Here is a 26,554-nt window from a genome sequence, read left to right as displayed (position 1 = left end):
GCAAAGAAGGCGCTCTTAGACTCAAACCGTGAGTGCAACACCCCGTCAGCCAGGAGGCGAACATGGCCAAGATTGGACGACCAGGCCTACCCGAAGAAGAACGCCGAAGAGTCTGGGAGCTGTGGAAGGACGGTCACTCTTTCAGCCACATTTCACGCAGCGTCAAAGTACCGCCGGGATCAGTATTCTCCATCCTGAAACCCCGCGGCGGAATCTACTACCCCACCCCTCGTCCGGGAACGGCATCATTGACGCTGGCCGAACGCGAGGAAATCTCCCGCGGCATCGCAGCCGGCACCTCCATTCGGAGGATCGCATTGGCTTTGGACCGGGCTCCATCGACCATCAGCCGCGAAATCACCCGCAACAAGGGGGTGAATTCCTACCGAGCCGTTGATGCCAATGACCGCGCGCAACGGCGAAGAGGCCGACCCCAGCGGTTGAAATTACAGAGGAATCCAGCCCTGTGTAACTACGTGTCCAAGCGGCTGAAGCACTGGTGGTCGCCCGAACAAATCGCCGGACGCCTTGACCGTGACTACCCCGAGAATCGGCGAATGCACATCAGCGCCGAAGCCATCTATCGCGGCGTCTACCTCAACTCAGGACGTAAAGCCCTGCCGCACAATATCCACCACAATCTGCGCCGTCACCGACCGATACGCCACGGCAAGCATTACACCACGCGCGGGCAGTGGCGGTCTCAGATCAAGAATGCGCGTTCCATCGACGACCGCCCCGAGGCAGCGAAAGACCGCAGCGAAATCGGCCACTGGGAAGGCGATCTCATCCTGGGGCCGAACACCACCCAGGTGGCGACCCTTGTCGACCGAGCCACCCGCGTTCTCGATCTCGTCGCCACGCCCGGTCGCGACGCTGCCTGCGTCAAAGACCAGCTCATCAACCGCCTCAACCATCACAATCAGGTCCGAAGACGAGTCAGGACACTGACGTGGGATCGAGGGATGGAGCTGGCCGAGCACGAGGCCATCAGCCAAAGCACGGGTGTCGAGGTGTTCTTCGCCGACCCGCGCAGCCCCTGGCAACGAGGAACGAACGAAAACACCAACGGGCTGACGCGACAATTCCTGCCGAAGAAGACCGACCTCGGGGCCTACGACCAATCAGCTCTCGACGTCATTGCTCATGAGCTCAACACCCGACCCCGAAAGTGTTTGAGCTTCCGAACACCGCTCGAGGCCCAGCACGACCTCACCACCCGAAAACCAGAGGTGTTGCCTTGACGATTTGAATCTAAGCTGACTTTTCCCAGAAACTCGATCTCCTGTTTGAGCTTTGCGTTCTCGGCTACGACCTTCTGGTGTTCGGCAAACGACACCGATTCCTGTTCGCCGGTATCGAACTTCTCCGGGTTGGCTTCTCGGTATCTTTTGATCCAGTTGCCCAGAGTCCCGGCCTTCACCCCGACCTTCGTAGCCACTTGGGTGATCGGGAGATCGGAGGCGAGGAAGAGTTCAACAGCCTCGTCCTTGAACTTCCGGGTGTACTTCTTCCTGGTGGTCATGTTTGTGAGTGCTCCTTAAAACCTGTCTCACAAAACCATACGGCCGCACACCCCGCCGCACGGGGCTTTGCACGGTGGGGTCCCGGCGTCCCTTAGACTGTGGAACCTATGGGTTACTACTTGACGACAGCTATCGCTTACCCCAATGGGGCCATCCACATCGGGCACGCATATGAGTACATTGCGGCCGATACGATCGCGCGGTTCAAGCGCCTCGACAATCACGAGGTGTTCTTTGCAACCGGCACCGATGAGCACGGTCTCAAGATGCTGCAGGCGGCGAACAAGCTGGGCATCTCGCCCAAGCAGCTCGCCGACGACAACGCGAAGAACTTCCGCGACACCCAACTCGCGCTCGGCTCGACGTTTGACCGCTTCATCCGCACCACCGACGAAGACCACTACGAGGCGTCGAAGGCGATCTGGCGCAAGCTCGAAGAGGCTGGCGACATCTACCTCGACACCTACGCCGGCTGGTACTCGGTCCGTGATGAGGCCTTCTACACGCAGGACGAGACCGAAGTCGTCGACGGTGTTCGCCTGTCGGCGGAGACTCGCACCGAGGTGACCTGGACGGAGGAGGAGTCTTACTTCTTCCGTCTCTCGAAGTACCAGGACAAGCTGCTCGAACTGTATAAGACTCACCCTGAATTCCTCGGCCCCGATTCGCGTCGCAACGAGGTCGCCTCCTTCGTCGCCTCGGGTCTGAAGGACCTCTCGGTTTCGCGCACCACCTTCGACTGGGGTGTGCCGGTGCCCGGCAACGAGAAACACGTCATGTATGTGTGGATCGACGCTCTGACGAACTACCTCACCGCAGCCGGATACCCCGATGATCAGGAGCGCCTCAACAAGTGGTGGCCCGCCGACGTCCACATCATCGGCAAGGACATCATCCGCTTCCACAGCGTCTACTGGCCTGCGTTCCTGATGAGCGCCGGCATCGAGCTGCCGGGGCGCGTCCACGCCCATGGCTTCCTCTTCAACGCCGGTGAGAAGATGTCGAAGTCCGTCGGCAACGTTGTCGATCCCATCGACCTCGTCGACGCATTCGGTCTTGACACCCTGCGTTTCTTCCTCTTCCGCGAGTTCTCCTATGGCAATGACGGGTCCTACACGAAGGACTCGATCATCACCCGTAAGAACTCCGACCTCGCCAACGAGTACGGCAACCTCGCCCAGCGCTCGCTGTCGATGATCGCGAAGAACTGCGAGGCACAGGTTCCGCAGCCCGGTGAACTCACCGAGGACGACGAAACCCTCCTGGCCTTGGCCCGCGCGGTCCCCGACACCGCTCGTCGCCACGTCGACACCCAGGCCCTCCACCTCTACGTCGAGGCCTGCTGGAAGGTCCTGTCCGAGGCCAACCGCTACTTCTCCGCCCAAGAACCCTGGAAGCTGAAGAAGACCGATACCGACCGCATGGCCACCGTACTGTGGGTCACGATCGAGGTTGTGCGCATCATCTCGATCCTCATCCAGCCCGTGATGCCCGAATCCGCGGGCAAGATCCTCAACTCTCTCGGCGTGCCCGAGGGCGTCGGTGAAGCCGGTGCGAAGGTGCTGCCGACGGCGACTGACAGTGGCGCCGGCGCCGAGGCGATGGCTCCCGTGACCGTGAGCGCCGGAGTCGGCGTCGCCGCAGGTGCGGCTTCCGCCGCTGCGGGAATCTCATCGATGGCAGCGGAATCGGCCGAAAGCGGTGTCAATGCCGCCGAGGTGGATCCTCGTTCATTCGCCGCGATCGATTTTCCGTTGGAGCCAGGCATCCCGCTGCCGAAGCCGGTCCCGGTGTTCCCCAAGTTCGTGGAGGAGACCGAATAATGGCCTCTCGCGCCGCCGGAACCTATCCTCCGGTGCCTGAGCCGCTTGCCCATCCGGTTGTCGACACCCACACGCATCTCGATATCTGCACGGGTGTGCGACTGCCGTTGGGTGCCGGCGAGCCCGAGCCTGAGGTGAGACCTGACGCGGATGAGGAGTTCCCGAGCCTCGACTACTTCCTCGACACCGCCCAGTCGGCCGGGGTGCAGCGCATCGTGCAGATCGGCTGCCACCTGCCGGCAGCACGGTGGACGACCCAGCTGGTCAGACAACAGTCAGAACAGGGCCGCTCCTGGATGCTCGGCGGTGCGGCACTGCATCCGAACGAAGCACCGAGGTTGGCCCAACGCGGCATGCTCGACGATGCGCTCACGGAGATCGAGTCGCTCGTGGCTTCCAATGACCGCATGCGCGTGGTGGGGGAGACCGGACTCGACTACTTCCGCACCGGCGAGGAAGGTATTGCGGAACAGCAGCGGTCCTTCCGGGCTCATATCGAGATCGCCAAACGCACCGGCAAGGCCCTGCAGATCCACGACCGTGAGGCCCACTCCGACGTGCTGCGCATCCTCCGGGAGGAGGGCGCCCCCGAGGTCACGATCTTCCACTGCTATTCCGGGGACGAGGCGATGGCCCGCGAGTGCGCAGATCACGGGTACTACATGTCCTTCGCCGGCAACCTCACGTTCAAGAACGCGGATGAACTCCGACGTGCGGCGGCAGCGGCTCCACTGGATCGGCTGCTGACCGAGACCGACGCTCCGTTCCTCACTCCGCACCCGCACCGCGGCAAGCCGGGCGGTCCCTATCTGACCGCGATCACGGCACGCATGCTCGCCGAAGTGCGTGGGATGAACGAAGAGGACCTCTGCGCCGCTGTGTGGAAGAACGCGGAGACCGCGCTCGGAAGCTGGGACTGAAAGACCGCCGAAGCTGGGACTGAACGACCGCCTTCGCGAGGGTGCGGATGACGCACGATCAGCGGCCTCGGCGGGCAAATGTCACGACTGTGACGAAGCCCGGAAACATAGGGAAGTCCTGGTCAGAGCGCCAACTCTGGCAGCCTAGCTGTTACATGTTCGTGATATTTTGCGAACCGTGTAACGAATCGGTTACAGTAGACGAGTTGATGACCTCTGCCCCAGGGATATTTTTGTGATTGATTTTCTCAAGAACCGCAAAGTGCAAATTGCTGCACAGGCGGTTGTGATTACCGGACTCGTGGGTGGCACGGGTGCCGTTGTATCCATGAACAAGCCTGTGACATTGGATGTCAATGGTCAGTCCGAAGAGGTTCGGACCTTCGGTGGCACAGTGGGGGACGTCCTCGACAGCCGCGACCTCGACATCGAGAAGCGGGACCAGATCAAGCCAGGCGTAGACAAGAAGATCTCGCGGGATATGACGATCACCGTCAATACCGCGAAGGAGCTTTCACTGTCCGTTGATGGCAAGAAGAGCGATGAGTGGACCAACGCGAACACCGTCGGTCAGGCACTGGCCGACCTCGGTGTGGACGCGAAGGGCGCCGACCTCAGCACTGAGCCGAATCAGAAGCTCAAAGAAGAGGGCAACGACATCGATGTGACGACCGCCAAGGATCTCACCATCGTTGCCGATGGCAAGGATCACAAGGTCTCGGCCGCAGCGGGCACCGCCAAGGAAGCCCTCGGCGAGACCAAGCTGAAACTCGATAAGGACGACTTCCTCTCCGTCCCCCTCAGCTCGAAGGTCTCCGATGGCCAGGTCCTCACCGTGAACCGCGTGAAGAACGACATGGTCACGGAGAAGGAGGCCATCAAGGCCAAGGTCGAGAAGAAGAAGTCTGACTCCCTGTACCAGGGCGAGACCAAGGTCGAAGCTAAGGGCAAGGACGGTCAGAAGGAGATCTCGTACAAGGTCAAGACCGTCAACGGCGAACAGGTGAAGAAGGAGAAGAAGGACGAGAAGGTCCTCTCCGAGCCCAAGGCCAAGGTCATCATCGAGGGCACCAAGACCAAGGAAGCTCCCGCGAAGGACCCAGGCGGCTCTGACAACGGAACCGGCGGCTCTGATGACAAGAGCACCGGCGGCTCCGACAAAGGTGACAAGTCCACAGGCGGCGGCTCTGATAAGGGTTCGGGCGGCTCCGGCTCTGATGATAAGTCCACCGGCGGCGGCTCCGGCTCCAGCGGTGGCGACATGAGCACCCAGGAAATCAAGAACATGCTCGGTGGACCGGGATCCAAGTGGTACCAGGTCGCTAAGTGCGAGTCGAACTTCAACCCGCGCGCAGTGAACCAGTCGAACCGCGCTCACTTCGGTCTCTTCCAGTTCAAGATCGCCACGTGGCAGTCCATGGGTGGCAGCGGCAATCCGATAGATGCCAGCCCGCAGGAGCAGTTTGACCGTGCCAAGAAGTTGAAGGCTGCGGCCGGCTGGGGACAGTGGGCCTGTGCCTGATGGAAACTGACGTATGAGCTGACCTGATCAGCTAATTGTGCGGACCCGGGGAGCACCCCGGGTCCGCACTTGTATTCACTCGGGCGAGGGGCAGGTTCCAACCGTTTGCGCGCAGCGTGCACGCGGAGTGCAGGCCCCGGAGTGACCGCTCGCGGACCCTTCTGCACCCATGCATGAGTCGATCTTTCTGGGGTTTCGCCCAGAGCGTGGACAATCCTTGGCACTCGAGTTGACCGAGTGCTAAGAGCGTTCTAAAGTCGAATTAGCACTAGCACTCATTGAGTGCCAGTTTTATGAGACGGTCGATCCGCTCGGCACCCGCGACGACGAGGGGATCATGGCATACGCCGCCGTCTGACTCAAAGAAGAATTGAACCCAGCGAAGGGAGAGGGCCCGATATGTCGGTCTCCATCAAGCCACTCGAAGATCGGATTGTCATCCGTCAGGTCGAAGCAGAGCAGACTACCGCCAGTGGTCTGGTCATCCCCGAAACCGCCAAGGAAAAGCCTCAGGAAGGCGAAGTTGTCGCAGTGGGCCCAGGCCGCGTTGCTGACAACGGAAACCGCGTCCCAGTCGACGTGGCCATCGGCGACAAGGTCATCTACTCCAAGTTCGGCGGCACCGAAGTCAAGTACGCAGGAGAAGAGTTCCTCGTGCTCTCGGCTCGTGACGTGCTCGCCGTCATCGGCTGAATCCCCTGACCAACTACTTCACAGACAGGAGGACGAATGCCTAAGAATCTGGAATTCAACGACGAGGCCCGTCGTGCACTCGAAAAGGGTGTGAACATCCTCGCGGACACCGTCAAGGTGACGCTGGGACCCAAGGGTCGCAACGTTGTTCTCGACAAGAAGTGGGGCGCACCCACGATCACCAACGATGGTGTGACCATCGCTCGTGAGGTCGAGGTCGACGACCCATACGAAAACCTTGGCGCTCAGCTGGCCAAGGAAGTTGCCACCAAGACCAACGACATCGCCGGTGACGGAACCACCACCGCGACGGTCCTGGCCCAGGCCTTCGTCAACGAAGGTCTGCGCAACGTTGCCGCCGGCGCCGCACCAGGCGCCCTCAAGCGCGGAATCGAAGCTGCTGTCGAGACTGTCTCCACCGAACTCGGAACCATCGCTCGCGATGTCGCCGACTCCTCGGAGATCGCACACGTCGCCGGTCTGTCCGCTCAGTCAGAAGAGATCGGCAAGCTCATTGCCGATGCCTTCGACAAGGTGGGCAAGGACGGCGTCATCACGATCGACGAATCCCAGGCCGCTTCTGTGGAACTCGAAATCACCGAGGGAATGCAGTTCGACAAGGGATACCTCTCGCCGCACTTCGTCACCGATGCTGACCGCCAGGAAGCCGTGCTCTCCGACGCGCTCATCCTCATCAACCAGGGCAAGATCTCCAACATCCAGGAGCTCCTCCCTGTGCTGGAGAAGGTGCAGCAGGCCGGAAAGCCACTGTTCATTGTGGCCGAGGACATCGAAGGCGAAGCTCTGTCGACGCTGGTCGTCAACAAGCTGCGCGGCATCGTCAACGTTGCCGCCGTCAAGGCACCCGGATTCGGAGACCGCCGCAAGGCGATCCTCGAGGACCTCGCCGTCCTCACCGGCGGCCAGGTCGTAACCCCCGATATGGGCATGAAGCTCGACCAGGTCACTCTGGAAGAGCTCGGCAACGCCCGCACCATCACCGTCACGAAGGACAACACCACCATCATTGATGGTGCTGGCTCCGACGAGGACGTCAACGGTCGTGTCGCCCAGATCCGCAGCGAAGTGGAGAACACCGACTCCGATTGGGACCGCGAGAAGCTGCAGGAGCGCTTGGCTAAGCTCTCCGGTGGTGTCGCAGTCATCAAGGTCGGCGCCGCCACCGAGGTGGAGCTCAAGGAACGCAAGCACCGCGTCGAAGACGCAGTGTCGGCTACCCGTGCAGCCATCGAAGAGGGCGTCGTGGCAGGCGGTGGATCAGCACTGATCCACGCAGCCAAGGTTCTGGCCGGAAACGACCTGAGCCTGACCGGCGATGCGGCCACAGGTGCCGACATCGTCAAGCGCGGCGTCGTCCAGCCATTGCGCTGGATCGCCGAAAACGCGGGCCAGGACGGCTACGTCGTCGTGTCCAAGGTTGAGGACCTCGAGTCCGGCCAGGGATACAACGCAGCCACCAATTCCTACGGCGACCTCATCGCCGCCGGAATCATCGACCCGGTCAAGGTCACCCGCTCGGCACTGCGCAACGCCGCTTCGATCGCCGCACTGGTTCTCACCACTGAGACACTGGTCGTGGAGAAGAAGGAAGAAGAAGAGGACTGATTCCTCATCTGATTCGCATCGGCGCGCTGTGACTGCGCTGATCTGATACTCGTGTGGCCCGGAACATCACGTTCCGGGCCACACGTGTCTCTCGCCTCATCAGAGTGAAGTGTTCACGCAGTGTGGTGCCGAGCTGCGCCGGGAGAGGTGGTCATCCCTCGCCGAGGCGGTTCTCAGACCGGCGCCACCGTTCCGTTGCTGCCATTGACCGTCACCCTCTGTCCCGAGGTGAATCGACTGGTGGCGTCGCGGACGGCCATGACCGCCGGCAGGCCGAGCTCACGGGCCGTGACCGCGCCGTGGGAGAGTGCGCCGCCGCTTTCCGTGATGACGCCGCTGGCCTGGTAGAACAGGGCCGTCCAGGCAGGATTCGTGGTCCGGGCGACGAGGATGGCTCCGTCGGGGAAGGACGAGAAGTCCTCGGGGCTGTGGACGACGAAGACCTCGCCCTCGACCTCGCCGGGGCTTCCGGCGGTTCCCTTGATGAAGTCACCATCGGCTTCCTCGCCGGCCTCAGGAGTGCGGCCGTGCTCCCACTCGGGCGTGCGCACGACAGCCGCCTGGTACCCGGCCTTGTTCTGCTCAGCGATCGCAGTCAGGACTGACAGCGCCTCGGCGGGGGAGTGCTGCCCGTTGGCAGCGCGGATCGCTTCGTCGAGGGGCTCATAGTTGATGAAGTAGACATCCATCGGGTCCGTAAGAACGCCCTGGTCGACGAGTCGCTGGCCCAGCTCCCGCAGAGCACGGCGCATCGGCAGCGTCAGTCGTGTGGTCTGATAGTGCTCCAGATCATCCAGCGCCGTGTACGCCCGGGCCAGGCGGATGACCTCTTGGACCAGATAGCGCAGCTTCTCGGGAGCCGCGTTGACCACGGCCAGCTCGGTCTCGGCCTGCACGACCTTGCGCTCTAGGTCGGAATCGACCGAGGCGTTCTCGGCCCGGTCCGCCAACAGCCGGATCTGATCGAGGACGATGTGCGGTGCTTCGACCCACGTCGGGTGGTAGGCGTCGAAGTCGAGTTCGCGGTGACCGTGCTTGGCCAGGAACGACTCGAAGTCCCGAGCGAAATCGGGAAAACCGCTAAGCACCTCCACTCCGTCGTGACCTGTGCGGGCCCGCAGCGCGGACAGCAGCTCAGGATGCTTGCGCACACTGCGTGAGAGTTCCCAGAGTTCGGCGTTGACCTGGGAGGTCTTCGTCTCCGTGGAGGCCAGCAGCCGTTCGAACACGAGCTGTGCCGCCTCCTTGTCCAGCGCCATTTCGAGCATGTGCGACAGCGCCCCGTAGAGCGTGCGCTGAGTCAGGGAGATCGCGATGTTGGGGCGGAAGTACTCCGTACCCAGGTCGCTGATGGCGATCACGTGTTCCCACACCTCGGCCAGGGTCTTGTCCTGGAGCGGCTCATGCGAGAGTTTGCCGATCCCGATGAGATACGTGTCGAGATCGCGCATCCACTGCACCGGCAGCTCCTGCACCCAGCCGAACTGAGAAGCGATCTCCGGCAACGATTCGGTGATGGTCTCGACGCTGGAGAGCATATTCGTCGGCAGCCTGCCGGCGTAGAGATCGACAGCCGTCTGATTGCCGTAGATATAGAAGTCGCGCATGGCGAACCACTTGTCGCCAAACGGCGGCAGGCCCATGAGATCGAAGCTGTGGTTGAGCGAGGTATGGAAGCCTGCTTCGACGAGATCCCAGGTCAGAGGTGTCACCGGTGTGGGGAACCGCTCGGCGGATTCGTCCCGGGTCCACCGTGGTGCGACCCGAGTGATGGGCCTGGACTGCAGGAGGAAGAGGTCATCACCGCAAAAGGCCCACTCGATGTCCTGGGGGAAACCGAAATGGTCCTCTGCCCGTACTGCGAGTTCGGCAACCGCTCGGGCCTGCTCGGCGTTCAGTGCGGGACGCGTGCGCTGATCCTCGCCGAGGTGGACCTCCCTCGTCCGCGCATCGCCGTGATCGTCGCCGCCGACATTTTCGTCTCCGGAGGGCTCATGCATGATGAGTGCCCTCGGCTTGTCCGCGATCTCGGCCGCGACCTGGGTGCCGTCGGCTCGGGCGATCCGGAATTCGTCGACTGGCTCCTCCCCGCCGACGACGGTCTCCCCGAGGCCAAACGCGGCGTTGATGAGGACCTCGTCGGTGTTGCCGCGCACCGGGTCGACGGAGAACGCGACCCCGGCGGCTTCCTCAGCACCGACTGAGACCATGAGCTGGACGACGACGGCCATCTTCGCGTCGAGTTGGTCGACGCCGAGCTGCTGACGGTACCGAAAAGCGTGCGGATTCCACAGGGAGGCATAGCAGTCGCGCACCGCCTCGGCGATTGCCTCGGTTCCGCGAACACCCAGGTAGGTGTCGTGCTGCCCGGCGAAGGCCGCACCGGGCAGATCCTCCATGGTGCCGGAGGAGCGGACCGCCACCGCCTGGTCGCTCAGTCCAGCGGCCTTGGCCGCCGCCTCGAATTCGGCGAGCCAGGTGCCGGGGATGGCAGCGCTGCGGATGAGGTCGCCGATCGCCTCGGCGGGTCTGTCGCTGCTCATGAGCTCGGTGATCTGAGCCTGCAGAGGGTCGACGAACTGCGTGTAGGCGTCGGCGGTGACGATGAAGCCGCCGGGTACGGGCAGGTCCTGCGCTGACTTCGCGAGGCTGGCGCCCTTGCCTCCGCTGGTGGCCAGTTCGATGGCGAGAGGATCGGTGAAGCCGAGGGTGAGTGTCACGAATGCTCCTAGGGATGTCTCAGGTGGGGCGATCACAGGCGGAAGCGGTTCAGGCCGAGGAGCAGCCAGCCGCAGACAGCGCTGACGATGCCGATTCCGATGACCAGGGGCCAGAAGAATGCGGCAACGACGAGTACCGGTACCCAGACCATAACCGCTGCGAAGCCGCCGAGGAGTCGGAAGAATGTGACAGTATTGCGACCGTCCGCGCGTGATCCGGCAAAGGCACCTGCCGCGAGGACCGGGGCGAAGAGCCACATGAGGGCGAACCCGATTCCGCGCAGGACCGGGAATCGGCGCGCAGTCACCTCCACCTCCGCGGAGTCCACCCGCGTGGGCGGAGCATCCCGTCCCTGGGCGACCTGCTCCGGCCGCTCGCCTTGGCACACGACCTTCTGCCGGTGGAGGAAAGCGCTCGCGAACGATGCCGGTGCGCTAGCCGAGGAGCGAGCGTCCTCGAGTGCCTCGGCTTGGATCCGTTCGAAGGACTGCTCGTCGGGACAATTGACCGAAACCTCGTCGAGACCAGATCCTATCGCCGAGGCGACCTCCGCCTCCCACGTAGACCGATCCTTGCCATTGCGAGCCGGAATCGTCACAGCGGTTCCGCAGACCACCTCGGCGCGGGAACGGAACCGGTCCGGGGTCGAATAGAACAGGCCCACCGGGATCACCTCGAGGTCGATGCCCTCGTCGATCAGGGTGCAGGCGATGCGTGCTGCACCAGGTTTGTAGGGCTGAGGCCGGTGGCCCCACTCGCTGCTGGCTTCAGGGAAGATCCCGAGGTCACCGCCTCGACGCAGGTGGGCACAGCCGGCTTCGACCGGGCTGGCCACCGAAGCAGGATCAAGGTTGTAGCGCTCAACGTCCTTGGGGCGGACGACGGGGATGCCGGCGATGAAGAGGCGCAGGAACCAGCTGCGCACGAGCTGGATCGAGATGAGGAACTGCGCCTGCGGAAATGCGGCGAGCACCTGATGCCCGTCGATCGCCCCGTTGCGGTGGCTGGAGACGATGAGGCGCGGGCGAGGGCGGAGGACACGGTGGGCAGATCTGTCGCGGCTGGCAGAGCCCTCCCGCAGTGCGTGCCCTGCTTCACCGAGATCGAGGACGGGAATACGGCCGAAGTACAGGGTGCGCATGGCGGCGTTGACGAACCGGTGTCCCCACCCCAGAGAGCCACCAGCTCCCCGGACGTCACCTGGTCGATCAACCTTCGAGGACATCGCGCAGTCGTTCCAGATCCATCCGTACAGCCTCGGTGTCGCGCGCGAATTCCTCCTCGCTGACATGCGGGAGGCGGTAGACGGTGAAGACGACCTCACTGACATCGTCGTTGTGGAGCACACGCAGCGGATTGTGCACGGTGGTGCCGTCGGGGAAGATCACGTCATGGTCGAGGATCCCGAATTCGATGCCCGGCCGGAAACTGACCTCGACCTCTCCCCGCGGTGAGTCGGTGATCCAGCGACCGGCCTCGTTGCAGATGCCCGCGCTGAGGCCGACCGCCCATTGTGGCAGGTTCGCCGGGTTGCCTGCGAAGACCGCGATATCGGAAGGGTCACAACGGATCGTCTGCGAAATGTGCTGTGCGTCGAAGCTCATGGCCCAAGTCCACCACAGGGGCCGCGATTGGGCCAGAGGCAAGGCCGACCGCCCAGTGAGGTCCGCCGCCCAGTGAGGTCCACGGCTGGTGACTGTGATCTGACTGGCCCTATCCGGCAGCCACCTCGCCGCGCAGTTTGTGTTTGAGCAGCTTTCCGGACGGGTTGCGGGGCAGCTCTTCCGTGATGATGACCTCGCGAGGCAGCTTGTACCTGGCGAGCTTGTCGGAGAGGTAGTCGCGCAGCTCGTCGACGTCGAAGGGCAGAGAGTCCGCGGTGGTGATGACGGCGACGACCTTCTCGCCCCATTCCGCGTCGGGTCTGGCCACGACCGCCACATCGGCGACCCTCTCATGAGCGATGATGGCCTCCTCCACCTCAAGCGAATAGACGTTCTCACCGCCGACGATGATGACGTCCTTGGTGCGGTCGACGATGTAGAGGTAACCGTCCTCGTCGAGCCTGGCAATGTCGCCGCTCTTGTACCAATCGCCCTCGAACGCTGCCCTGGTCGCCTCGGGGTTGTTGAGGTACTCGCGCATGCGAGTGTCACCGGAGAACCAGATCTCCCCGGTCTCTCCCGGACCGGCAGCTGTGCCGTCGGCTTTGACGACGCGCATCGCATTGCCGACCATCGCGGTCCGGCCCACAGATCCGGCCTTGCGCAGCTGATCCTCTGGCCTGAGCATGCAGCCGGTGGGCCCCATTTCGCTCATTCCGAACAGATTGAAGAACTGGTCCGTCCCATAGGCTTCGATGAGCATGGCCGCGGTCGACCGGTCGATCGGAGCCCCACCGTAGTTCCAGCGCCTGATGGTGGAGAAGTCGTAGTCGGAGAATTCGGTGCCGAGCTTCTTGGCGGTCATGATCGGAGCGACGTAGGCGACGGTCGGACCGAAGAAGGTCGTGATCTTCTCTTCGGCGATGATCGTCATCGACTCCACGGGGTGGTACTGGCGTTGGAGGACGATAGTGCCGCCGGTCAGCACGGTGGGCATGAGGCTGATGTTGAGTGGTGCAGAATGCCAGATCGGCATGCAGATGAGATAGCGGTCGTCACTGGCATATCCCATATTCAGGCTGATGAGGGTCGCGACCTGGGAGATATTGCGATGGGAGTGCACACACCCCTTGGGCGAGCTCGTGGTTCCCGAGGTGTAGAGGATCTGAGCGACGTGTTCGTCGGTGAAGTGGCCTGGTTCGCTGAAGTCGTCCGCTTCCGCCTCTTCCAGCTGAGTGTCGAAGCTGCCCGGTGCATCGGATTCGGTCTCCAGCCACGTGATGTCCGGAGCGCCCTTGCGTGCAGTCTCGGCCAGCTCGGAGCTGACGATCCCCAGCTTCGCGCCGGAATGCTCGATCGTGTACCGGACCTCGGGTGCCTGCATCTTGTGATTGACAGGAACGACGGTGGCTCCCAGGTACCAGGCACCGAATGCGGCGAAGACGAACCCCGGGACGTTGAACGTCATGATTCCGACGACGTCTCCGGATGCGATCCCATTCTGCGCCAGCACACTGGCGGCTCTGAGTGCGCGGTCCCGGACCTCGGCGTAGGTGTACCGGTCGTCCCCGTAGACCAAGGCCTCCTTGTCCGGATTGCGTTGAACAGTCGAATCGAGCATAGTGCCGAGCTTCATTGCTTCTCCTTGTGACGGATGTCATAATCAATAACAATTGAACCATGATTCACTTCTTTGGGAAAGAGCAGACGTGGCTTACCGGGAAACATCCAGGACCCGTGCCAAGGCGCAGCGCCGGCGCGCCCGGATAGAAGAGGCAACCCGCCATGTCATCGTCCGGGGTGGATTCGCCTCGGCGAGCGTTGCCGCTGTCGCTCGCGAAGCCGAGTGCAGCACCGGGCTCATCTACACCTACTACTCCAACCGTGACGAACTGCTTGGGACCGTGTTCGCTCATGCCTCACGACATGAGCTTGCCGTCGTGACGACGGCTATCGAGTCGTCGACGAGCGCGGTCGAGATCGTGGACGCACTCCTGGATGTCTTCATCCGACGCGCCGTCGCCGGGCGCACTCTCGCCCATGCACTCCTGTTCGAAGAGGTTCCGGACACCGTGCAGATCGAACGCCGAGCATTCCGGCGCGGATACGTCGCCGCAATCGCGACGGGGCTCACTGGGCGCTATGCCGTCGACATCCCCGCCGAGGTGGTGGCTCGGTCGCTGGTCGGATCCATCGTGGAGAATCTCGTCGATGTTCTCGATCCCGCCAGAGAGCGACCGAGTGCCCCGCAGGTCGAAGCCCTCACCGCCGCACTGTCCACATTCGCGCGCACTGCAATAGGGCAACCGCGCACAGCAAGAGGAGAACAATGAGCACCGAAACATCGACTCAACCGGCACCATTCGCCACGCACACGGTGATCAACCAGGCACCGCCTCGGCGGGATATCAACGAATTCACCCTCAACACCGCACTCCTCGACGCCGTGGACAGGTACGCGCCCCAAGCGTCGAGATCCGAGCTCAGTCGAATCGGGGACCTGGTCGGCAGTGCGGACTTCATCAACGACGCCCGTCTGGCCAATGAGCACGGGCCGAAGCTTGCGACTCACGACGAGTGGGGCAACCGAGTCGACTCGATCGAGTTCCATCCCGCCTACCACCGGATCATCGGCGAAGCACTGCGCAGCGGCGCCCACTCACATGCCTGGACCAATCCGGGCCCGGGCGCGAACCCGGAACGCGCCGCCAGGTTCATGCTCTTCTCCCAGATCGAACCCGGCCACGCCTGCCCGGTGTCGATGACGCATGCCGTCGTGCCGTCCCTGCGTGCCGATGTGAAGCTCGCCGATTTCTGGATCCCGAAAGCCACCGCAACCGACTACGATCCGCGCCGGATCGACCCGGCGAAGAAGACCGCTGTCACCTTCGGCATGGCGATGACCGAGAAGCAGGGCGGCTCCGACGTGCGGGCGAACACCACCCGCGCGATCCCGTCCGGCGACCACTACCTCATCACCGGTCACAAGTGGTTCTGTTCGGCACCTCAGTCTGATGCGTTCCTCGTTCTCGCACAGCTCGACGAGGGGGTGAGCTGTTTCGTCGTTCCACGCATCCTGCCTGGTGGTGGACTCAACAGTGTGCGGATTCAGCGACTTAAGGACAAGCTTGGCAACAAGTCCAACGCTTCGTCCGAGGTCGAATTCGACTCGACCGTCGGCTGGCTGCTGGGAGGACCGGGCAAGGGAGTGCGGACGATCATCGAGATGGTGTCGCAGACCCGCCTCGACTGCATCCTCGGGTCCACCGCAGGAATGCGTCAGTCGGTGGCGGAAGCCGCGTGGCATGCGCGTGGCCGGGCGGCGTTCGGGTCCACACTCATCGACCAGCCGCTCATGCGCGCGGTCATCGCCGATCTGCAGCTCGAATCCGAGGCCGCGACCTTCACCGCTATGCATCTGGCTGCCGCTCATGACGACGAGGGTGCCGATGCCGCGGACTTTCGGCGTCTGGCCACGGCTGTGGGCAAATACTGGATCTGCAAGCGCGGACCCGGACATGCCTACGAGGCGCTCGAATGCCTGGGCGGCAACGGTTACACGGAGGCCTTCCCGCTGGCTCGCCGGTACCGCGAACAGCCTGTCATGGCGGTCTGGGAAGGGTCGGGAAACGTCATCGTCCTCGACGTGCTTCGTGCCCTCGGGCGTGAACCTGCCACGGCGAAGGCGTTCCTCGGCTTCCTCGAGACCGGGCTGGGCCGGCACCCGGACTTCGATGCTGCCTTCGAATCGCTGGCAGGGTCGCTGCAGACTGCGGCCAGAGACCTGGCCGGCGGCGAACCGGATGCACTTGCCGGTCTGTCGGCCAAGGGGCGGGGACTGGTGGAGAGGATGGCGCTGCTCATGCAGGCGGCGATCCTATTGGAGTCCGCCCCTGCGGAGGTGGCCGCAAGTTTTGTGCAGGCACGGCTGGGTCCCGACCGCGGCTGGGAATACGGCGCGCTGCCCGAGGGCGTCGACATCGATTTCCTCGTCGATCGAGCCTGAGTTTCCCAGCGCTGCGTTCTGATATATGTGCCTAATGACACGTCCGATCAAAGCAGTTTTCTGCCTCGGGCAGGGAACCTTCGCACCATAATGGCTGTATGCGCTCCAGACTGATCTCACCCCTTGCCATCATCGGTCTTCTCTGCCTAGGTGGCTGATCTTCCCCGACCGACGAGGCGCAGTCTGACACCTCCGAAGCCTCGGAATCGGCAGCGCAGACCTCGGCTCCGACAGACGACGCTGCCGGCGAATCCTCCGCACCGGAGGACGGCGGCAGTCAGGCTCCGGCGAGCACGGACGCGGCGGACACGACCGCAGAGGGCAAACAGAAGCTGACGGTCACAGTCGATTCGAAGAAGACCACGATCTCACCGACCGACGTGTACTGCTCTGGAGAGCCGGGAAACATCCACCACATCATCGGCAAGACGAACAACCAGCCGCCCCTGGTCAAGGCCGAGAACTCGGACTTCGCGATGGTCAAGACCGGGCACGGGAAACCCTTCAAGGCGAATCAGCCCAAGGGTGTCAGCTACACGGACGACGGTGTGTCCTTCGACGAGACTGCGTTGGGCTCCGCGGTGCTCAACGGAACGATGACCTGCACCCAGTGGGAAGACTGAACCGGCTCCGGCCGCTGTGAACCCGCTAGACTGAACTGATGCCACGCAGTCCGCTGCCTCCGCGCGAGGGAATCTCCGCGAGTTCGCTGCGTGCCCCGGGCGGGCAGGAGACGCATCGCAAAGCCAACCTGGCCGTCCCCGATTCGATCGGACGGTGGCTGAGCGGAGAGTTCCCCACGGCCGCCGAGGCTGAGCTGCGCAGCCTCCTGACCGTCGGTGACATGCGAGACGTGGAGGGAACCCCGGTCGCATGGGGCGATCCTGTCATTCCCGGTGGCTTCTACTTCTTCCACCGTCCGGTCCCGGCGGAGGCGCGAATTCCCTTCGAGATCAGCATCGTGTTCGAAGACGATGAGCTGCTCATCGTCGACAAGCCGCACTTTCTCGCCAGCACTCCCAACGGCCGCTTCGTGCGTGAATGCGTCGTGACTCGGGCACGCATCGACTTCGATCAGCCCGATCTCGTCGCGATCCATCGTCTCGATCGGATCACCGCCGGACTGCTCATCCTCTCCAAACGACCAGAGACCCGCGGTCGATACCAGCGGCTGTTCCAGGACCGCAAGGTCGCCAAAACCTACCGGGCCCTGGCACCCTTGGCGTCTGCGGACATAGAGCTGCCTCTCATCAGGCAGTCGAGGCTGATCAAGCCGCGCGGTGGCAGACAGGTTCTCGAAGTCGCAGGGGAGCCGAATGCGATCAGCCGGATCCGTCTCCTCCGCGAACTCGCCCCGGCTTCGGCGAGACAGTCCGATGGCCACGGGCGAGAACCGGTGCCAACAGTCGGAGAGTACGAACTCGAACCTATGACCGGCAAGACCCACCAATTGCGGGTGCACATGAACGCGCTGGGGGTGCCGATCCTCGGCGATCCGGTCTATCCCGTCGACCTCTCACCGGACCCCTACGACTTCAGCTCGCCGCTGCAGCTGCTGGCGGCATCGATCGGCTTCGACGATCCGCTGACGGGACTCGAACGTCGCTTCGAGTCGGCATTGTCCCTGGGGGAGACGTATTAGAGCGGCAGCGCCCCTCGGCGCATCAGAAACGCGCCATGGCCGCACGACAACAGTGCCCACGATTCGCGAGGACACGGTAGCCTGGTGATATGAGCCCACACGCACCCGGATGTACCTCAGAGGCGATCGTCGCCCTGGTCCGGTCCCGAATCACGACCGGTGAATACCCTGCCGGCTCCCCGGTCCGGGACGGTGCGCTGGCGAAGGAATTCAACGTCTCGCGCAACACTGCACGTGAATCCCTGAGCCTGCTCCGTCACGCCGGTCTGCTGACCCAGGAGACGAATCGCGGCTTCTTTGTCCGCACCTTCGACCTCGACGAGCTCAAGGACCTCTACCAAGCGCGACGCGTCTTCGAGATCCGCGCCGTCCAGGAATCACAGGATGCCTCCGAGGAGGCAATGGATCGTGTCGAAGCATCCGTTGTTCGCGCCGAGACCGCGCCGAGCAATGAGAGCTGGACCGATGCGCAGGAACATTCCGCGTCCTTCCACCGGGCCATCGTTGGTCTGCTCGGTTCGCCGCTGCTCGACGAGTTCTACGTCAACCTCATGGCCCGCCTCTCAACGACATTCGCCCGTTCGAAAGAGCCCGGCAACTATCACTCTCATTGGGCGAATCCGCACCGCGACATCCTCGAGAAGATGCGCTCGGGAGACCGGCACGGAGCCGAAGGCCTTCTGCGCATCCATCTCGATGACTCGGAAGCCTCGACACTCGACCTGGCGCGCTCGGTCGGCGAAGGCCGCTGACTACGGCGATGACACCTTCGCTGGAAGGCCGCGACCGCCTCGGCGAGCATTCCTGACTGCTGATGTCGGCAGTCTCACAGTGCTCGGTATTTGAAATGCTGGATAAGCGTTGTATGTCTTCGATAGCATTGACCCACCGTACTCATCGCGTCGAAAGGCTGTACCCATGGGGATTCCCGAGCAGGAAACACAGGCCGCAAACGATCCGTTCTCGCTGACGGGGCTCACGTATGACGATGTCCTCCTCCTGCCCGGTGACACCGATGTCATCCCCTCAGAAGCCGCCACCACCACTCGTCTGACCAAAGAGATCGAGCTCAACATCCCTCTGGTCTCGGCCGCCATGGACACCGTGACCGAGTCGCGGATGGCCATCGCCATGGCCCGCATCGGCGGTCTTGGCATCATCCACCGCAACCTGTCGATGAAGGATCAGGCTGCCCAGGTCGACTATGTCAAGCGTTCCGAGTCCGGAATGATCAACGACCCGCTGACGATCACCCCGGAGAAGACCCTCGAGGAGCTCGACGAGATCTGCGGAAAGTACCGGATCTCCGGCCTGCCCGTCGTTGACGAGAACAACGTGCTGTTGGGCATCGTGACCAACCGTGACCTGCGCTTCGTCACCCGCAGTGAGTTCCCGACCCGCACCGTGGCCGACACCATGACCCGGATGCCGCTGATCACCGCCCCGGACGGGGTGTCCCCGGAGGAAGCCTTCGAGCTGCTCGCCGAACACAAGGTCGAAAAGCTGCCTTTGGTCGATGAGAACAACGTCATCAAGGGCCTCATCACCGTCAAGGACTTCGTCAAGACCGAGGAATACCCGCTGGCCACGAAGGATGACGAGGGGCGCCTGCGTGTGGGTGCGGCCGTGGGATTCCACGGTGATGCCTATGAGCGCGCGAAGCTCCTCGCCGAGGCGGGCGTCGACGTCCTCGTCGTCGACACCGCCAACGGACACGCTCGCGGCGTGACCGACATGATCAGGGCGATCAAGGCTGACCCGGTATTCGCGAACGTCCAGATCATCGGCGGAAATGTCGCCACGAAGGAGGGTGCACAAGCACTCATCGACGCCGGTGCCGACGCTATCAAGGTCGGTGTGGGGCCAGGTTCGATCTGCACCACCCGTGTGGTGGCAGGCGTTGGTGTCCCGCAGGTCACCGCCATCTACCTTGCCGCTCAGGCAGCCCGTGCGGCCGGTGTGCCGGTCATCGCCGACGGTGGACTTCAGCATTCGGGCGACATTGCCAAGGCCATGGTTGCCGGTGCGGACACCGTGATGCTCGGCTCCCTGTTGGCCGGCTGCAGCGAATCGCCCGGCGAGCTCATCTTCGTCAACGGTAAGCAGTACAAGGCCTATCGCGGCATGGGGTCACTGGGCGCCATGGCTCCACGCCAGGGCAAGTCCTACTCGAAGGACCGCTACTTCCAGGACGATATCGACACCGACACTGACCTCATCCCGGAAGGCATCGAGGGCCGCGTCGCCTACCGGGGGCCACTCAAGCAGGTCGCACACCAGCTCACCGGTGGTCTGCGCCAGTCGATGTTCTACGTCGGCGCCCCCACCATCGACGACCTCAAGGCCAAGGGCAAGTTCGTTCGCCTGACCACTGCGGGCCTCAAGGAGAGCCACCCGCACGACATTCAGATGACCGTCGAAGCCCCGAACTACGTTGTGAAGTAAGAGTTCTCGACCGACCGTCTCGGACGGTGCCGCGTGACCGTCAACGGCCGTGGTTCCTGCCTCCTGTGCAGGGACTACGGCCGTTTTCGCTGTCTCAGGATGTCAGACGAATCGCCCGTATGTGACGAAGGCCACGTGCGAGTTTCCTGGGCGGTATACGCCTGTCGTTGATCGTGGGCTTGGCCGCGCGAGAGCTGACGAGGGCGACTCTGGGTCGCGGCCGAGGTTACTCATGTAGTCGACGATCGGTGGCACCACTCGCCTTGCTTCTACGTTTACTTAGGGTAGGTTTCCCTAATGTAGTCCGGCCTTACCGGACCGTGAACCGAAGGAGGCAACCGTACCGCTATGACTTCACTGCTCTCTGACACCCCAACTCCGCTGACCGACGCGGCCTCTGTGCGCACTGGTGACGCACTGCTGGGGGCCCACAGTGCCGATGCCTACGCCGAGCTCATGCACGAGGTCGTCGACGCACTCGCCCAGCGCTTCACCGATGTCGACGCACCCACCTCGGCGAATGACCGCACCAGCCTCGAGGCACGGGTCGCAGGCTTCGACCTCGACGGTCAGGGCATCGGCAACCTCGCCGCCCTGCGTGAGGCCGATGACCTCTACGCCCGCAACGCCGTCTGGTTCCACCACCCCAGCTACGTCGCCCATCTCAACTGCCCTGTCGCCGTTCCCGCCGTCGCGGCCGAGGCGATGCTCGCAGCGATCAACACATCCGTCGACACCTACGATCAATCCGAGGTCGCCACGCTCATGGAGCGCCGTCTGGTGCAGTGGGCCAGCCGGCACGTCGGGTTCGACTCCGGTGACGGAATCTTCACCTCGGGCGGCACCCAGTCCAACCTCCAGGCACTGTTCCTGGCCAGGGAGAACGTGCTGCGCGACCAGCAGGCACAGACGGTCGGCAAGGCCGAGGCTGGACGTGGTGAGGCATCACGCCGCGAAATCATGTCCCGGCTGCGGATCCTCACGACGAGCCAGACTCACTTCTCGATCTCCCGCGCAGCGCACCTCCTCGGACTCGACGCCGAGGCGGTCGTGTGCGTGGACACCGACGCCGCCGGACGCATGGACGCCGAGGCTCTGGCCGAGCTGATGCGAGACATCAACGACACTGGCGGCATCGTCATGGCCGTCGTCGCCACGGCCGGCACCACCGACCTCGGCGTCATCGATCCGCTGGCCGCCATCGCCGAGATCTGCGAGAACGCGAACGTGTGGATGCACGTCGACGCCGCATACGGCGGGGGACTGCTGTGGGCACCACGCCGCAAACACCTGCTTGCAGGAATCGGCCGGGCCACCTCGGTGACGATCGACTTCCACAAGACCTTCTTCCAGCCCGTGTCCTCGAGCGCACTGCTCGTGCGCGACATCAGATTGTTCGACCCGACGCTGCACCACAACGACTACCTCAACCCGGAAGCCGAAGCTTTGAGCGCCGAGGCAGAACCGAACCAGGTCGACAAATCACTGCAGACCACCCGCCGCTTCGACGCCCTGAAACTCTGGACGACACTGCGCGCCCGCGGCGCCGGTGAGATCGGTGACCTGCTCGATGTCGTGTGCGATCTGGCCGCCGAGGTCCGTGAACTCCTCGACGACCAGCCTGACTTCGAAGTGCTGGGCGCCTCCGATCTCAGCACGGTCCTCTTCCGGTTCTCGCCGGTTGCTGCCGATACGAGCACCGCCGATGAGCTGGTGCCGATGATCCGTCGCGTCCTCTTCCGCTCCGGACGCGCAGCCATCGCCCGCACCACCATCGACGGCACACCCTGGCTCAAACTCACCCTGCTCAACCCCGACACCACGGTCGCTGACATCACCGCCGTACTCGACCTCGTCCGCGCCACCGGCCACGGCATCCTCGCCGGCCGGCACCTGGAGAGCACGACGCCTGACCAGGAACAGAAGTCGACGCTGGGCCAAGGGCAGACATTCACCACGATCGAAGGAGGTGCGGCATGAGCACACCCGAGACACACATCCACGACATCGTCGGCATCGGCATCGGACCCTTCGGCCTAGGGCTTGCGGCCCTATCCGATCCGCTGCCCGACGTCGACGGGGTATTCCTCGACCAGCGCAAGGAATTCCGCTGGCACCCGGGCATGATGATCGAAGGCGCGACGGTCCAGGTTCCGTTCCTCGCCGACCTCGTGACCATGGCCGACCCCACCTCCCGCTTCTCCTTCCTCCAGTTCCTCAAGGACAGCGGCCGCCTCTATCCCTTCTACATCCGCGAATCCTTCTACCCCCTGCGCGCCGAATTCGACGAGTACTGCCGCTGGGTCGCCGCGCAGTTAGACACCCTGCGCTGGAACCGCACAGTCACCTCGGTGACCAGGGACAATGACATCTATACCGTCACCGCCGAGGTGGCCGATCAGTCCGGTCAGGCGCTGAGGACCGAGTCCTACCGCGCCCGCCACCTGGTCCTCGGCGTCGGCACCTCACCGGTGCTGCCGCCGGCTCTGCAGGGTTTGGAGGCCGAGAGTGCCGGCCCGGTCATCCACACCTCTCAGTACCTCGACCATCGAAAGGCTCTGCTGGAGAGCGGATCGATCACGATCGTCGGCAGCGGACAGTCCGCTGCCGAGATCTACCGCGATCTCATCGACGAGGCCGAAGCTCGCAAGGTGCGACTGGACTGGGTGACGCGCTCGCCGCGCTTCTTCCCGATGGAGTACACGAAGCTGACCCTGGAGATGACGTCTCCGGAGTACACGGACCACTTCCGTGCCCTGCCCGATGACCTGCGCGAACAGCTGGGCCGCGAGCAGCGAACCCTGTACAAGGGCATCAGCGCCGAGCTCGTCGATGACATTCACGACACCCTCTACCGTCTCAGCCGCTGCGGTCGGAAGCTGCGCACCAACCTGCTGGCCGAATCCGAACTGATCTCCGCCGAACGGGATGTGAGCACCGGCGACTATGCTCTGCGCTTCCGCAACACGTCACTGGACAAGTGCTTCGACCGCCGCAGCGGATCGGTCGTCTCTGCCACCGGCTACAAGTCCCAGGTCCCGGAATTCCTCTCCCCGCTGGGCGACGAGATCCGGCTGGATGCCAAGGGCCGCCTCGACGTCAGCCGCCACTACACGGTCAACGACGCAGGCACCATCCACGTCCTCAACGGCGAAGAGCACACCCACGGCGTCACCGCACCCGACCTCGGCTTCGGGCCCTGGCGCGCATCGGTCGTGCTCTCACATGTGACCGGACGCGAACCATACCCGATCGAAAAGACCATCGCGTTCCAGACCTTCGGCATTCCGGACGACGGGGCAGATGATGACGGGGTGCTCGACGATGGGGCACTCGAGAGCGCCGCTGAAGAAGGCACCGCACCTTTGAGCACTCGGGACGACTTCGAATCGCACTTTGACTTCGCCGACACCGATTCCCATTCCGATTCCCAGCCCGCAGAAGACAGGGAGATGACACACGTATGACCACCGAACTCATGACAGACGCAGCCGCCACCGCGGCATCAACAACGACCGCAGTATCAGCAGAATCTCGCACCGTCGACATCCGAGCCTTGGATCTCGACCGGGATGCCAAGAACATCCACGTGTGGCTGACCCACCCGCGCGCCCACTACTGGCAGATGACCGGACTCGACGAGTCCGGAGTCTGCGAGTACCTCGGCGGCGTGCAGAACTCCGCCGATGATAACGGATGGGTGGGCTCGGTCGACGGCATCGACTGCTTCTACGTCGAAACGTACCTGCCCTCCACTCTGATTCCAGGCGACGTCGTCCCCACCGGACCCGAGGACATCGGAATGCACCTGCTCGTCGCCCCACCCGACGGTGACGGGGTGCGCGGACTCACGAACCGGATCATGGCCGAGGTCATCGACTTCTGCCTCCGCCCGATCGAACACGGTGGCCGAGGCGGGCGCCGAGTCATCGTCGAACCCGACGTGCGCAACACCGCCATCCTCGAGAAGAACCGGGCGGCAGGTTTCAATCCGGTGAGTGAGGCGACCATCATGATGGGGGAGGAGCGGAAGCGGGCCCTGATCAGCATCTGCACTCACGAGGACTTCGAATCCAGTGAGCTTGTTGGACTTCTCAACCGCGAGGATGTCGAAGCCGGCGTTCCCGCCACAGGGGGAGTGCCGATCGCTGCTGACGAACGACCATCGCCAGACCTCGCGGTTCCCGAAACCTACTCCCATCTCAACCCCGACACCTTCGCGGTCGCCCAACGCCACCTCGTGGCCAAGGCGCTGTCCGAATTCGCCCACGAACGACTCATCGCCCCGGTCCGCGCCACCGGCCCGAATGCTGGGTCCGATGATTGGGAGCTGAAGGTCGGCGAGGTTGCTTCGAAGGACGCTGCCGACACTGTCACGTACACGTTCTCCGCCCGAGTCCTGCCGCTCGAGCACTGGGTCATCGACGAGGCCAGCATCACCCGCCGCCGAGGTGACACGCAGTTGGACCTCGACGCGCAGGAACTCGTCGTCGAGCTTCAGGATGCCCTCGGCATCCCGGAGAACCTCATGTCGACCTACCTCGAGGAACTCGCGTCGACCCTGGCCAGCAGCGCCTTCAAACTCGCCGGGGAGGTCAAGGGCCACCGTCCGGACTCCACCGATCTCCTGACTGCCGACTTCCAGACCACCGAGGCGGCCATGACCGAGGGCCACCCCGGGTTCATCGCGAACAACGGACGCATCGGATTCTCCCTCTCCGACTACCGGAAATGGGCACCGGAGAACGGTCAGACCACTCGGATCGAATGGGTGGCAGCGAGCCGCAAGCACAGCCACCTCTCGGTCGGCGTCGGACTCGATGAAGCCGCACACTGCGAGTGGGCGCTGAGTGCCGAGGAGCGTGAACTCTTCGACTCGCGAATCCGGTCAGCCGGCCGCAATCCGGAGGACTTCCATCTCCTCCCGGTCCACCCGTGGCAGGCCGACCACCGGCTCGCGATCACCTTCGCCGCCGACATCGCACGCGGCGACTTGCTGCCCTTGGGTGCCGGCCTCGACGAGCATCAGCCGCAGCAGTCGCTGCGCACCTTCTTCAATCACTCACGGGCAGACGCCCCGTATGTGAAGGTCGCGCTCGCCGTGCAGAACATGGGCTTCCTGCGCGGACTGTCCCCGAAGTACATGCGCGATACACCGGCCATCAACGACTGGATCGCGGAGCTCGTCGGAACCGATCCCGCCTTCGGGGATGCCGGATTCCGAGTCCTGCGGGAACGCACCGCGTTGGGCTACACGGGAGACGTCTACCACCGCACCCAGGAAACGAATCCGCACCGGAAGATGCTCGCCGCACTCTGGCGCGAGAACCCGCTGGGCGTCATCGAACCTGGTCAGAAGGCCGTCACCATGGCGGCACTGCTGCACCGCGATCATAGGGGAGTCGCCTTCGCCAGCGAACTCATCCGCGCCTCGGGTCTCAGTCCTGAGGACTGGGTGCGCTCCTATCTGCGGGCCTATCTGCAACCGCTCGTCCACGCATTGTTGGCCCACGATCTCGTGTTCATGCCGCACGGTGAGAACCTCATCCTCATCCTGGATAACCACGTCGTGACCGGTGCCTTCATGAAGGACATCGGCGAAGAAGTCGCCGTCCTCGGTCACCGTGAACTGCCTGACGATGTCGAGCGGATCCGGGCGTTGGTTCCCGGTGACGAGAAGGCCCTGTCTGTGTTCACGGACATGTTCGACGGGGTGCTGCGCCACCTCGGCGGGATCCTCGATTCCGATGGTGTGCTGGGTGCACAGAAATTCTGGGCCCTGGTCGCCGAGGTGCTCGATCGTTACGAAACCGAGCATCCCGAACTCGCCCGTGGGCTCGCAGGCGACGTGGATCTGCGGGCAGAACGTTTCGCCCATTCCTGCCTCAACCGGCTGCAGCTGCGCAACACCGTGCAGATGGTCGACATCGGCAACCAGGCCGAATCGCTGCTCTACGCCGGAACGATGAGGAACCCCGTGGCGCGTTGATCTGATCGACCGATCGCGCTGACCCCACCGACCGATC

20 protein-coding genes are annotated in these 26,554 nt (G+C 63.5%); 15 read left to right on the top strand and 5 right to left on the bottom strand.

Annotated elements, in window-relative coordinates:
- Positions 1-62 precede the first annotated feature (62 nt).
- Complete coding sequence (locus AAFP32_RS12735) at positions 63-1,244, top strand: IS30 family transposase (protein ID WP_350269423.1); 1,182 nt, start codon at positions 63-65, stop codon at positions 1,242-1,244.
- Here AAFP32_RS12735 and AAFP32_RS12730 read toward each other — a convergent pair.
- Entirely contained in the window at positions 1,145-1,525 is a 381-nt protein-coding gene (locus tag AAFP32_RS12730; RefSeq protein WP_350269422.1) for a transposase, read from the bottom strand. The two genes, AAFP32_RS12735 and AAFP32_RS12730, sit on opposite strands and share 100 nt — an antisense overlap.
- A gap of 108 nt (positions 1,526-1,633) precedes the next feature.
- On the opposite strand from AAFP32_RS12730, the gene metG reads away from it, so the two are divergent.
- The 5 genes from metG (at position 1,634) to groL (ending at position 8,110) form a co-directional block, all read left to right on the top strand.
- A complete protein-coding gene (gene metG, locus AAFP32_RS12725; protein ID WP_350269421.1) occupies positions 1,634-3,349 on the top strand; it encodes a methionine--tRNA ligase in 1,716 nt (571 codons plus the stop codon).
- On the top strand, positions 3,349-4,269 hold the full coding sequence (locus AAFP32_RS12720) for a TatD family hydrolase (protein ID WP_350269420.1): 921 nt from the start codon (positions 3,349-3,351) through the stop codon (positions 4,267-4,269). The genes metG and AAFP32_RS12720 overlap by 1 nt, the downstream gene beginning before the upstream one ends.
- Before the next feature lie 340 nt (positions 4,270-4,609).
- On the top strand, positions 4,610-5,791 hold the full coding sequence (locus AAFP32_RS12715) for a ubiquitin-like domain-containing protein (RefSeq protein WP_350271499.1): 1,182 nt from the start codon (positions 4,610-4,612) through the stop codon (positions 5,789-5,791).
- Positions 5,792-6,190: 399 nt separating this feature from the next.
- Entirely contained in the window at positions 6,191-6,484 is a 294-nt protein-coding gene (groES, locus tag AAFP32_RS12710; protein WP_009883265.1) for a co-chaperone GroES, read from the top strand.
- Positions 6,485-6,520: 36 nt separating this feature from the next.
- On the top strand, positions 6,521-8,110 hold the full coding sequence (gene groL / locus AAFP32_RS12705; RefSeq protein WP_350269419.1) for a chaperonin GroEL: 1,590 nt from the start codon (positions 6,521-6,523) through the stop codon (positions 8,108-8,110).
- 173 nt (positions 8,111-8,283) lie between these two features.
- On the opposite strand, the gene AAFP32_RS12700 is transcribed toward groL, so the two are convergent.
- From AAFP32_RS12700 to AAFP32_RS12685, 4 genes are all read right to left on the bottom strand, one after another.
- On the bottom strand, positions 8,284-10,830 hold the full coding sequence (locus AAFP32_RS12700; protein ID WP_350269418.1) for a PEP/pyruvate-binding domain-containing protein: 2,547 nt from the start codon (positions 10,828-10,830) through the stop codon (positions 8,284-8,286).
- A gap of 32 nt (positions 10,831-10,862) precedes the next feature.
- Positions 10,863-12,056, bottom strand: coding sequence for a hypothetical protein (locus tag AAFP32_RS12695; protein ID WP_350269417.1), 1,194 nt, complete (start codon positions 12,054-12,056; stop codon positions 10,863-10,865).
- Positions 12,040-12,435, bottom strand: a complete 396-nt coding sequence (locus tag AAFP32_RS12690; protein ID WP_350269415.1) for an SRPBCC family protein — start codon at positions 12,433-12,435, stop codon at positions 12,040-12,042. Before AAFP32_RS12690 ends, AAFP32_RS12695 begins: the two co-directional genes overlap by 17 nt.
- Before the next feature lie 109 nt (positions 12,436-12,544).
- Positions 12,545-14,071: a class I adenylate-forming enzyme family protein gene (locus tag AAFP32_RS12685; protein ID WP_350269414.1), complete on the bottom strand. Its 1,527-nt coding sequence runs from the start codon at positions 14,069-14,071 to the stop codon at positions 12,545-12,547.
- Positions 14,072-14,144: 73 nt separating this feature from the next.
- On the opposite strand from AAFP32_RS12685, the gene AAFP32_RS12680 reads away from it, so the two are divergent.
- From AAFP32_RS12680 to AAFP32_RS12640, 9 genes are all read left to right on the top strand, one after another.
- Positions 14,145-14,768: a TetR/AcrR family transcriptional regulator gene (locus AAFP32_RS12680; RefSeq protein WP_350269413.1), complete on the top strand. Its 624-nt coding sequence runs from the start codon at positions 14,145-14,147 to the stop codon at positions 14,766-14,768.
- Positions 14,765-16,441: an acyl-CoA dehydrogenase family protein gene (locus AAFP32_RS12675; RefSeq protein ID WP_350269412.1), complete on the top strand. Its 1,677-nt coding sequence runs from the start codon at positions 14,765-14,767 to the stop codon at positions 16,439-16,441. The genes AAFP32_RS12680 and AAFP32_RS12675 overlap by 4 nt, the downstream gene beginning before the upstream one ends.
- A 380-nt stretch (positions 16,442-16,821) precedes the next feature.
- Positions 16,822-17,064, top strand: coding sequence for a hypothetical protein (locus AAFP32_RS12670; RefSeq protein ID WP_350269411.1), 243 nt, complete (start codon positions 16,822-16,824; stop codon positions 17,062-17,064).
- 38 nt (positions 17,065-17,102) lie between these two features.
- Complete coding sequence (locus AAFP32_RS12665; protein ID WP_350269410.1) at positions 17,103-18,083, top strand: pseudouridine synthase; 981 nt, start codon at positions 17,103-17,105, stop codon at positions 18,081-18,083.
- A gap of 89 nt (positions 18,084-18,172) precedes the next feature.
- Positions 18,173-18,835: a GntR family transcriptional regulator gene (locus tag AAFP32_RS12660; protein ID WP_101620892.1), complete on the top strand. Its 663-nt coding sequence runs from the start codon at positions 18,173-18,175 to the stop codon at positions 18,833-18,835.
- Between the two features lie 166 nt (positions 18,836-19,001).
- Positions 19,002-20,528: an IMP dehydrogenase gene (guaB, locus tag AAFP32_RS12655; protein WP_350269409.1), complete on the top strand. Its 1,527-nt coding sequence runs from the start codon at positions 19,002-19,004 to the stop codon at positions 20,526-20,528.
- 348 nt (positions 20,529-20,876) lie between these two features.
- Entirely contained in the window at positions 20,877-22,508 is a 1,632-nt protein-coding gene (locus AAFP32_RS12650; RefSeq protein ID WP_350269408.1) for a pyridoxal phosphate-dependent decarboxylase family protein, read from the top strand.
- Positions 22,505-23,995 (top strand): lysine N(6)-hydroxylase/L-ornithine N(5)-oxygenase family protein, encoded by a 1,491-nt coding sequence (locus tag AAFP32_RS12645; RefSeq protein ID WP_350269407.1) that lies wholly within the window; start codon positions 22,505-22,507, stop codon positions 23,993-23,995. Before AAFP32_RS12650 ends, AAFP32_RS12645 begins: the two co-directional genes overlap by 4 nt.
- Positions 23,992-26,517 (top strand): GNAT family N-acetyltransferase, encoded by a 2,526-nt coding sequence (locus tag AAFP32_RS12640; RefSeq protein ID WP_350269406.1) that lies wholly within the window; start codon positions 23,992-23,994, stop codon positions 26,515-26,517. The genes AAFP32_RS12645 and AAFP32_RS12640 overlap by 4 nt, the downstream gene beginning before the upstream one ends.
- Positions 26,518-26,554 lie beyond the last annotated feature (37 nt).

It is taken from the genome of Brevibacterium sp. CBA3109, assembly GCF_040256645.1.
Taxonomy (GTDB): Bacteria; Actinomycetota; Actinomycetes; order Actinomycetales; family Brevibacteriaceae; genus Brevibacterium; species Brevibacterium koreense.
This window is presented reverse-complemented; position numbering and strand designations above follow the sequence as displayed.

Coding starts and splice junctions, on each gene's coding strand:
- AAFP32_RS12720 (WP_350269420.1), top strand. CDS start 3,349: ATGGCCTCTCGCGCCGCCGGAACCTATCCTCCGGTGCCTGAGCCGCTT.
- groL (WP_350269419.1), top strand. CDS start 6,521: ATGCCTAAGAATCTGGAATTCAACGACGAGGCCCGTCGTGCACTCGAA.
- AAFP32_RS12650 (WP_350269408.1), top strand. CDS start 20,877: ATGACTTCACTGCTCTCTGACACCCCAACTCCGCTGACCGACGCGGCC.
- guaB (WP_350269409.1), top strand. CDS start 19,002: ATGGGGATTCCCGAGCAGGAAACACAGGCCGCAAACGATCCGTTCTCG.
- AAFP32_RS12645 (WP_350269407.1), top strand. CDS start 22,505: ATGAGCACACCCGAGACACACATCCACGACATCGTCGGCATCGGCATC.
- AAFP32_RS12690 (WP_350269415.1), bottom strand. CDS start 12,435: ATGAGCTTCGACGCACAGCACATTTCGCAGACGATCCGTTGTGACCCT.
- AAFP32_RS12735 (WP_350269423.1), top strand. CDS start 63: ATGGCCAAGATTGGACGACCAGGCCTACCCGAAGAAGAACGCCGAAGA.
- AAFP32_RS12685 (WP_350269414.1), bottom strand. CDS start 14,071: ATGAAGCTCGGCACTATGCTCGATTCGACTGTTCAACGCAATCCGGAC.
- AAFP32_RS12730 (WP_350269422.1), bottom strand. CDS start 1,525: ATGACCACCAGGAAGAAGTACACCCGGAAGTTCAAGGACGAGGCTGTT.
- metG (WP_350269421.1), top strand. CDS start 1,634: ATGGGTTACTACTTGACGACAGCTATCGCTTACCCCAATGGGGCCATC.
- AAFP32_RS12675 (WP_350269412.1), top strand. CDS start 14,765: ATGAGCACCGAAACATCGACTCAACCGGCACCATTCGCCACGCACACG.
- AAFP32_RS12665 (WP_350269410.1), top strand. CDS start 17,103: ATGCCACGCAGTCCGCTGCCTCCGCGCGAGGGAATCTCCGCGAGTTCG.
- AAFP32_RS12640 (WP_350269406.1), top strand. CDS start 23,992: ATGACCACCGAACTCATGACAGACGCAGCCGCCACCGCGGCATCAACA.
- groES (WP_009883265.1), top strand. CDS start 6,191: ATGTCGGTCTCCATCAAGCCACTCGAAGATCGGATTGTCATCCGTCAG.
- AAFP32_RS12660 (WP_101620892.1), top strand. CDS start 18,173: ATGAGCCCACACGCACCCGGATGTACCTCAGAGGCGATCGTCGCCCTG.
- AAFP32_RS12695 (WP_350269417.1), bottom strand. CDS start 12,056: ATGTCCTCGAAGGTTGATCGACCAGGTGACGTCCGGGGAGCTGGTGGC.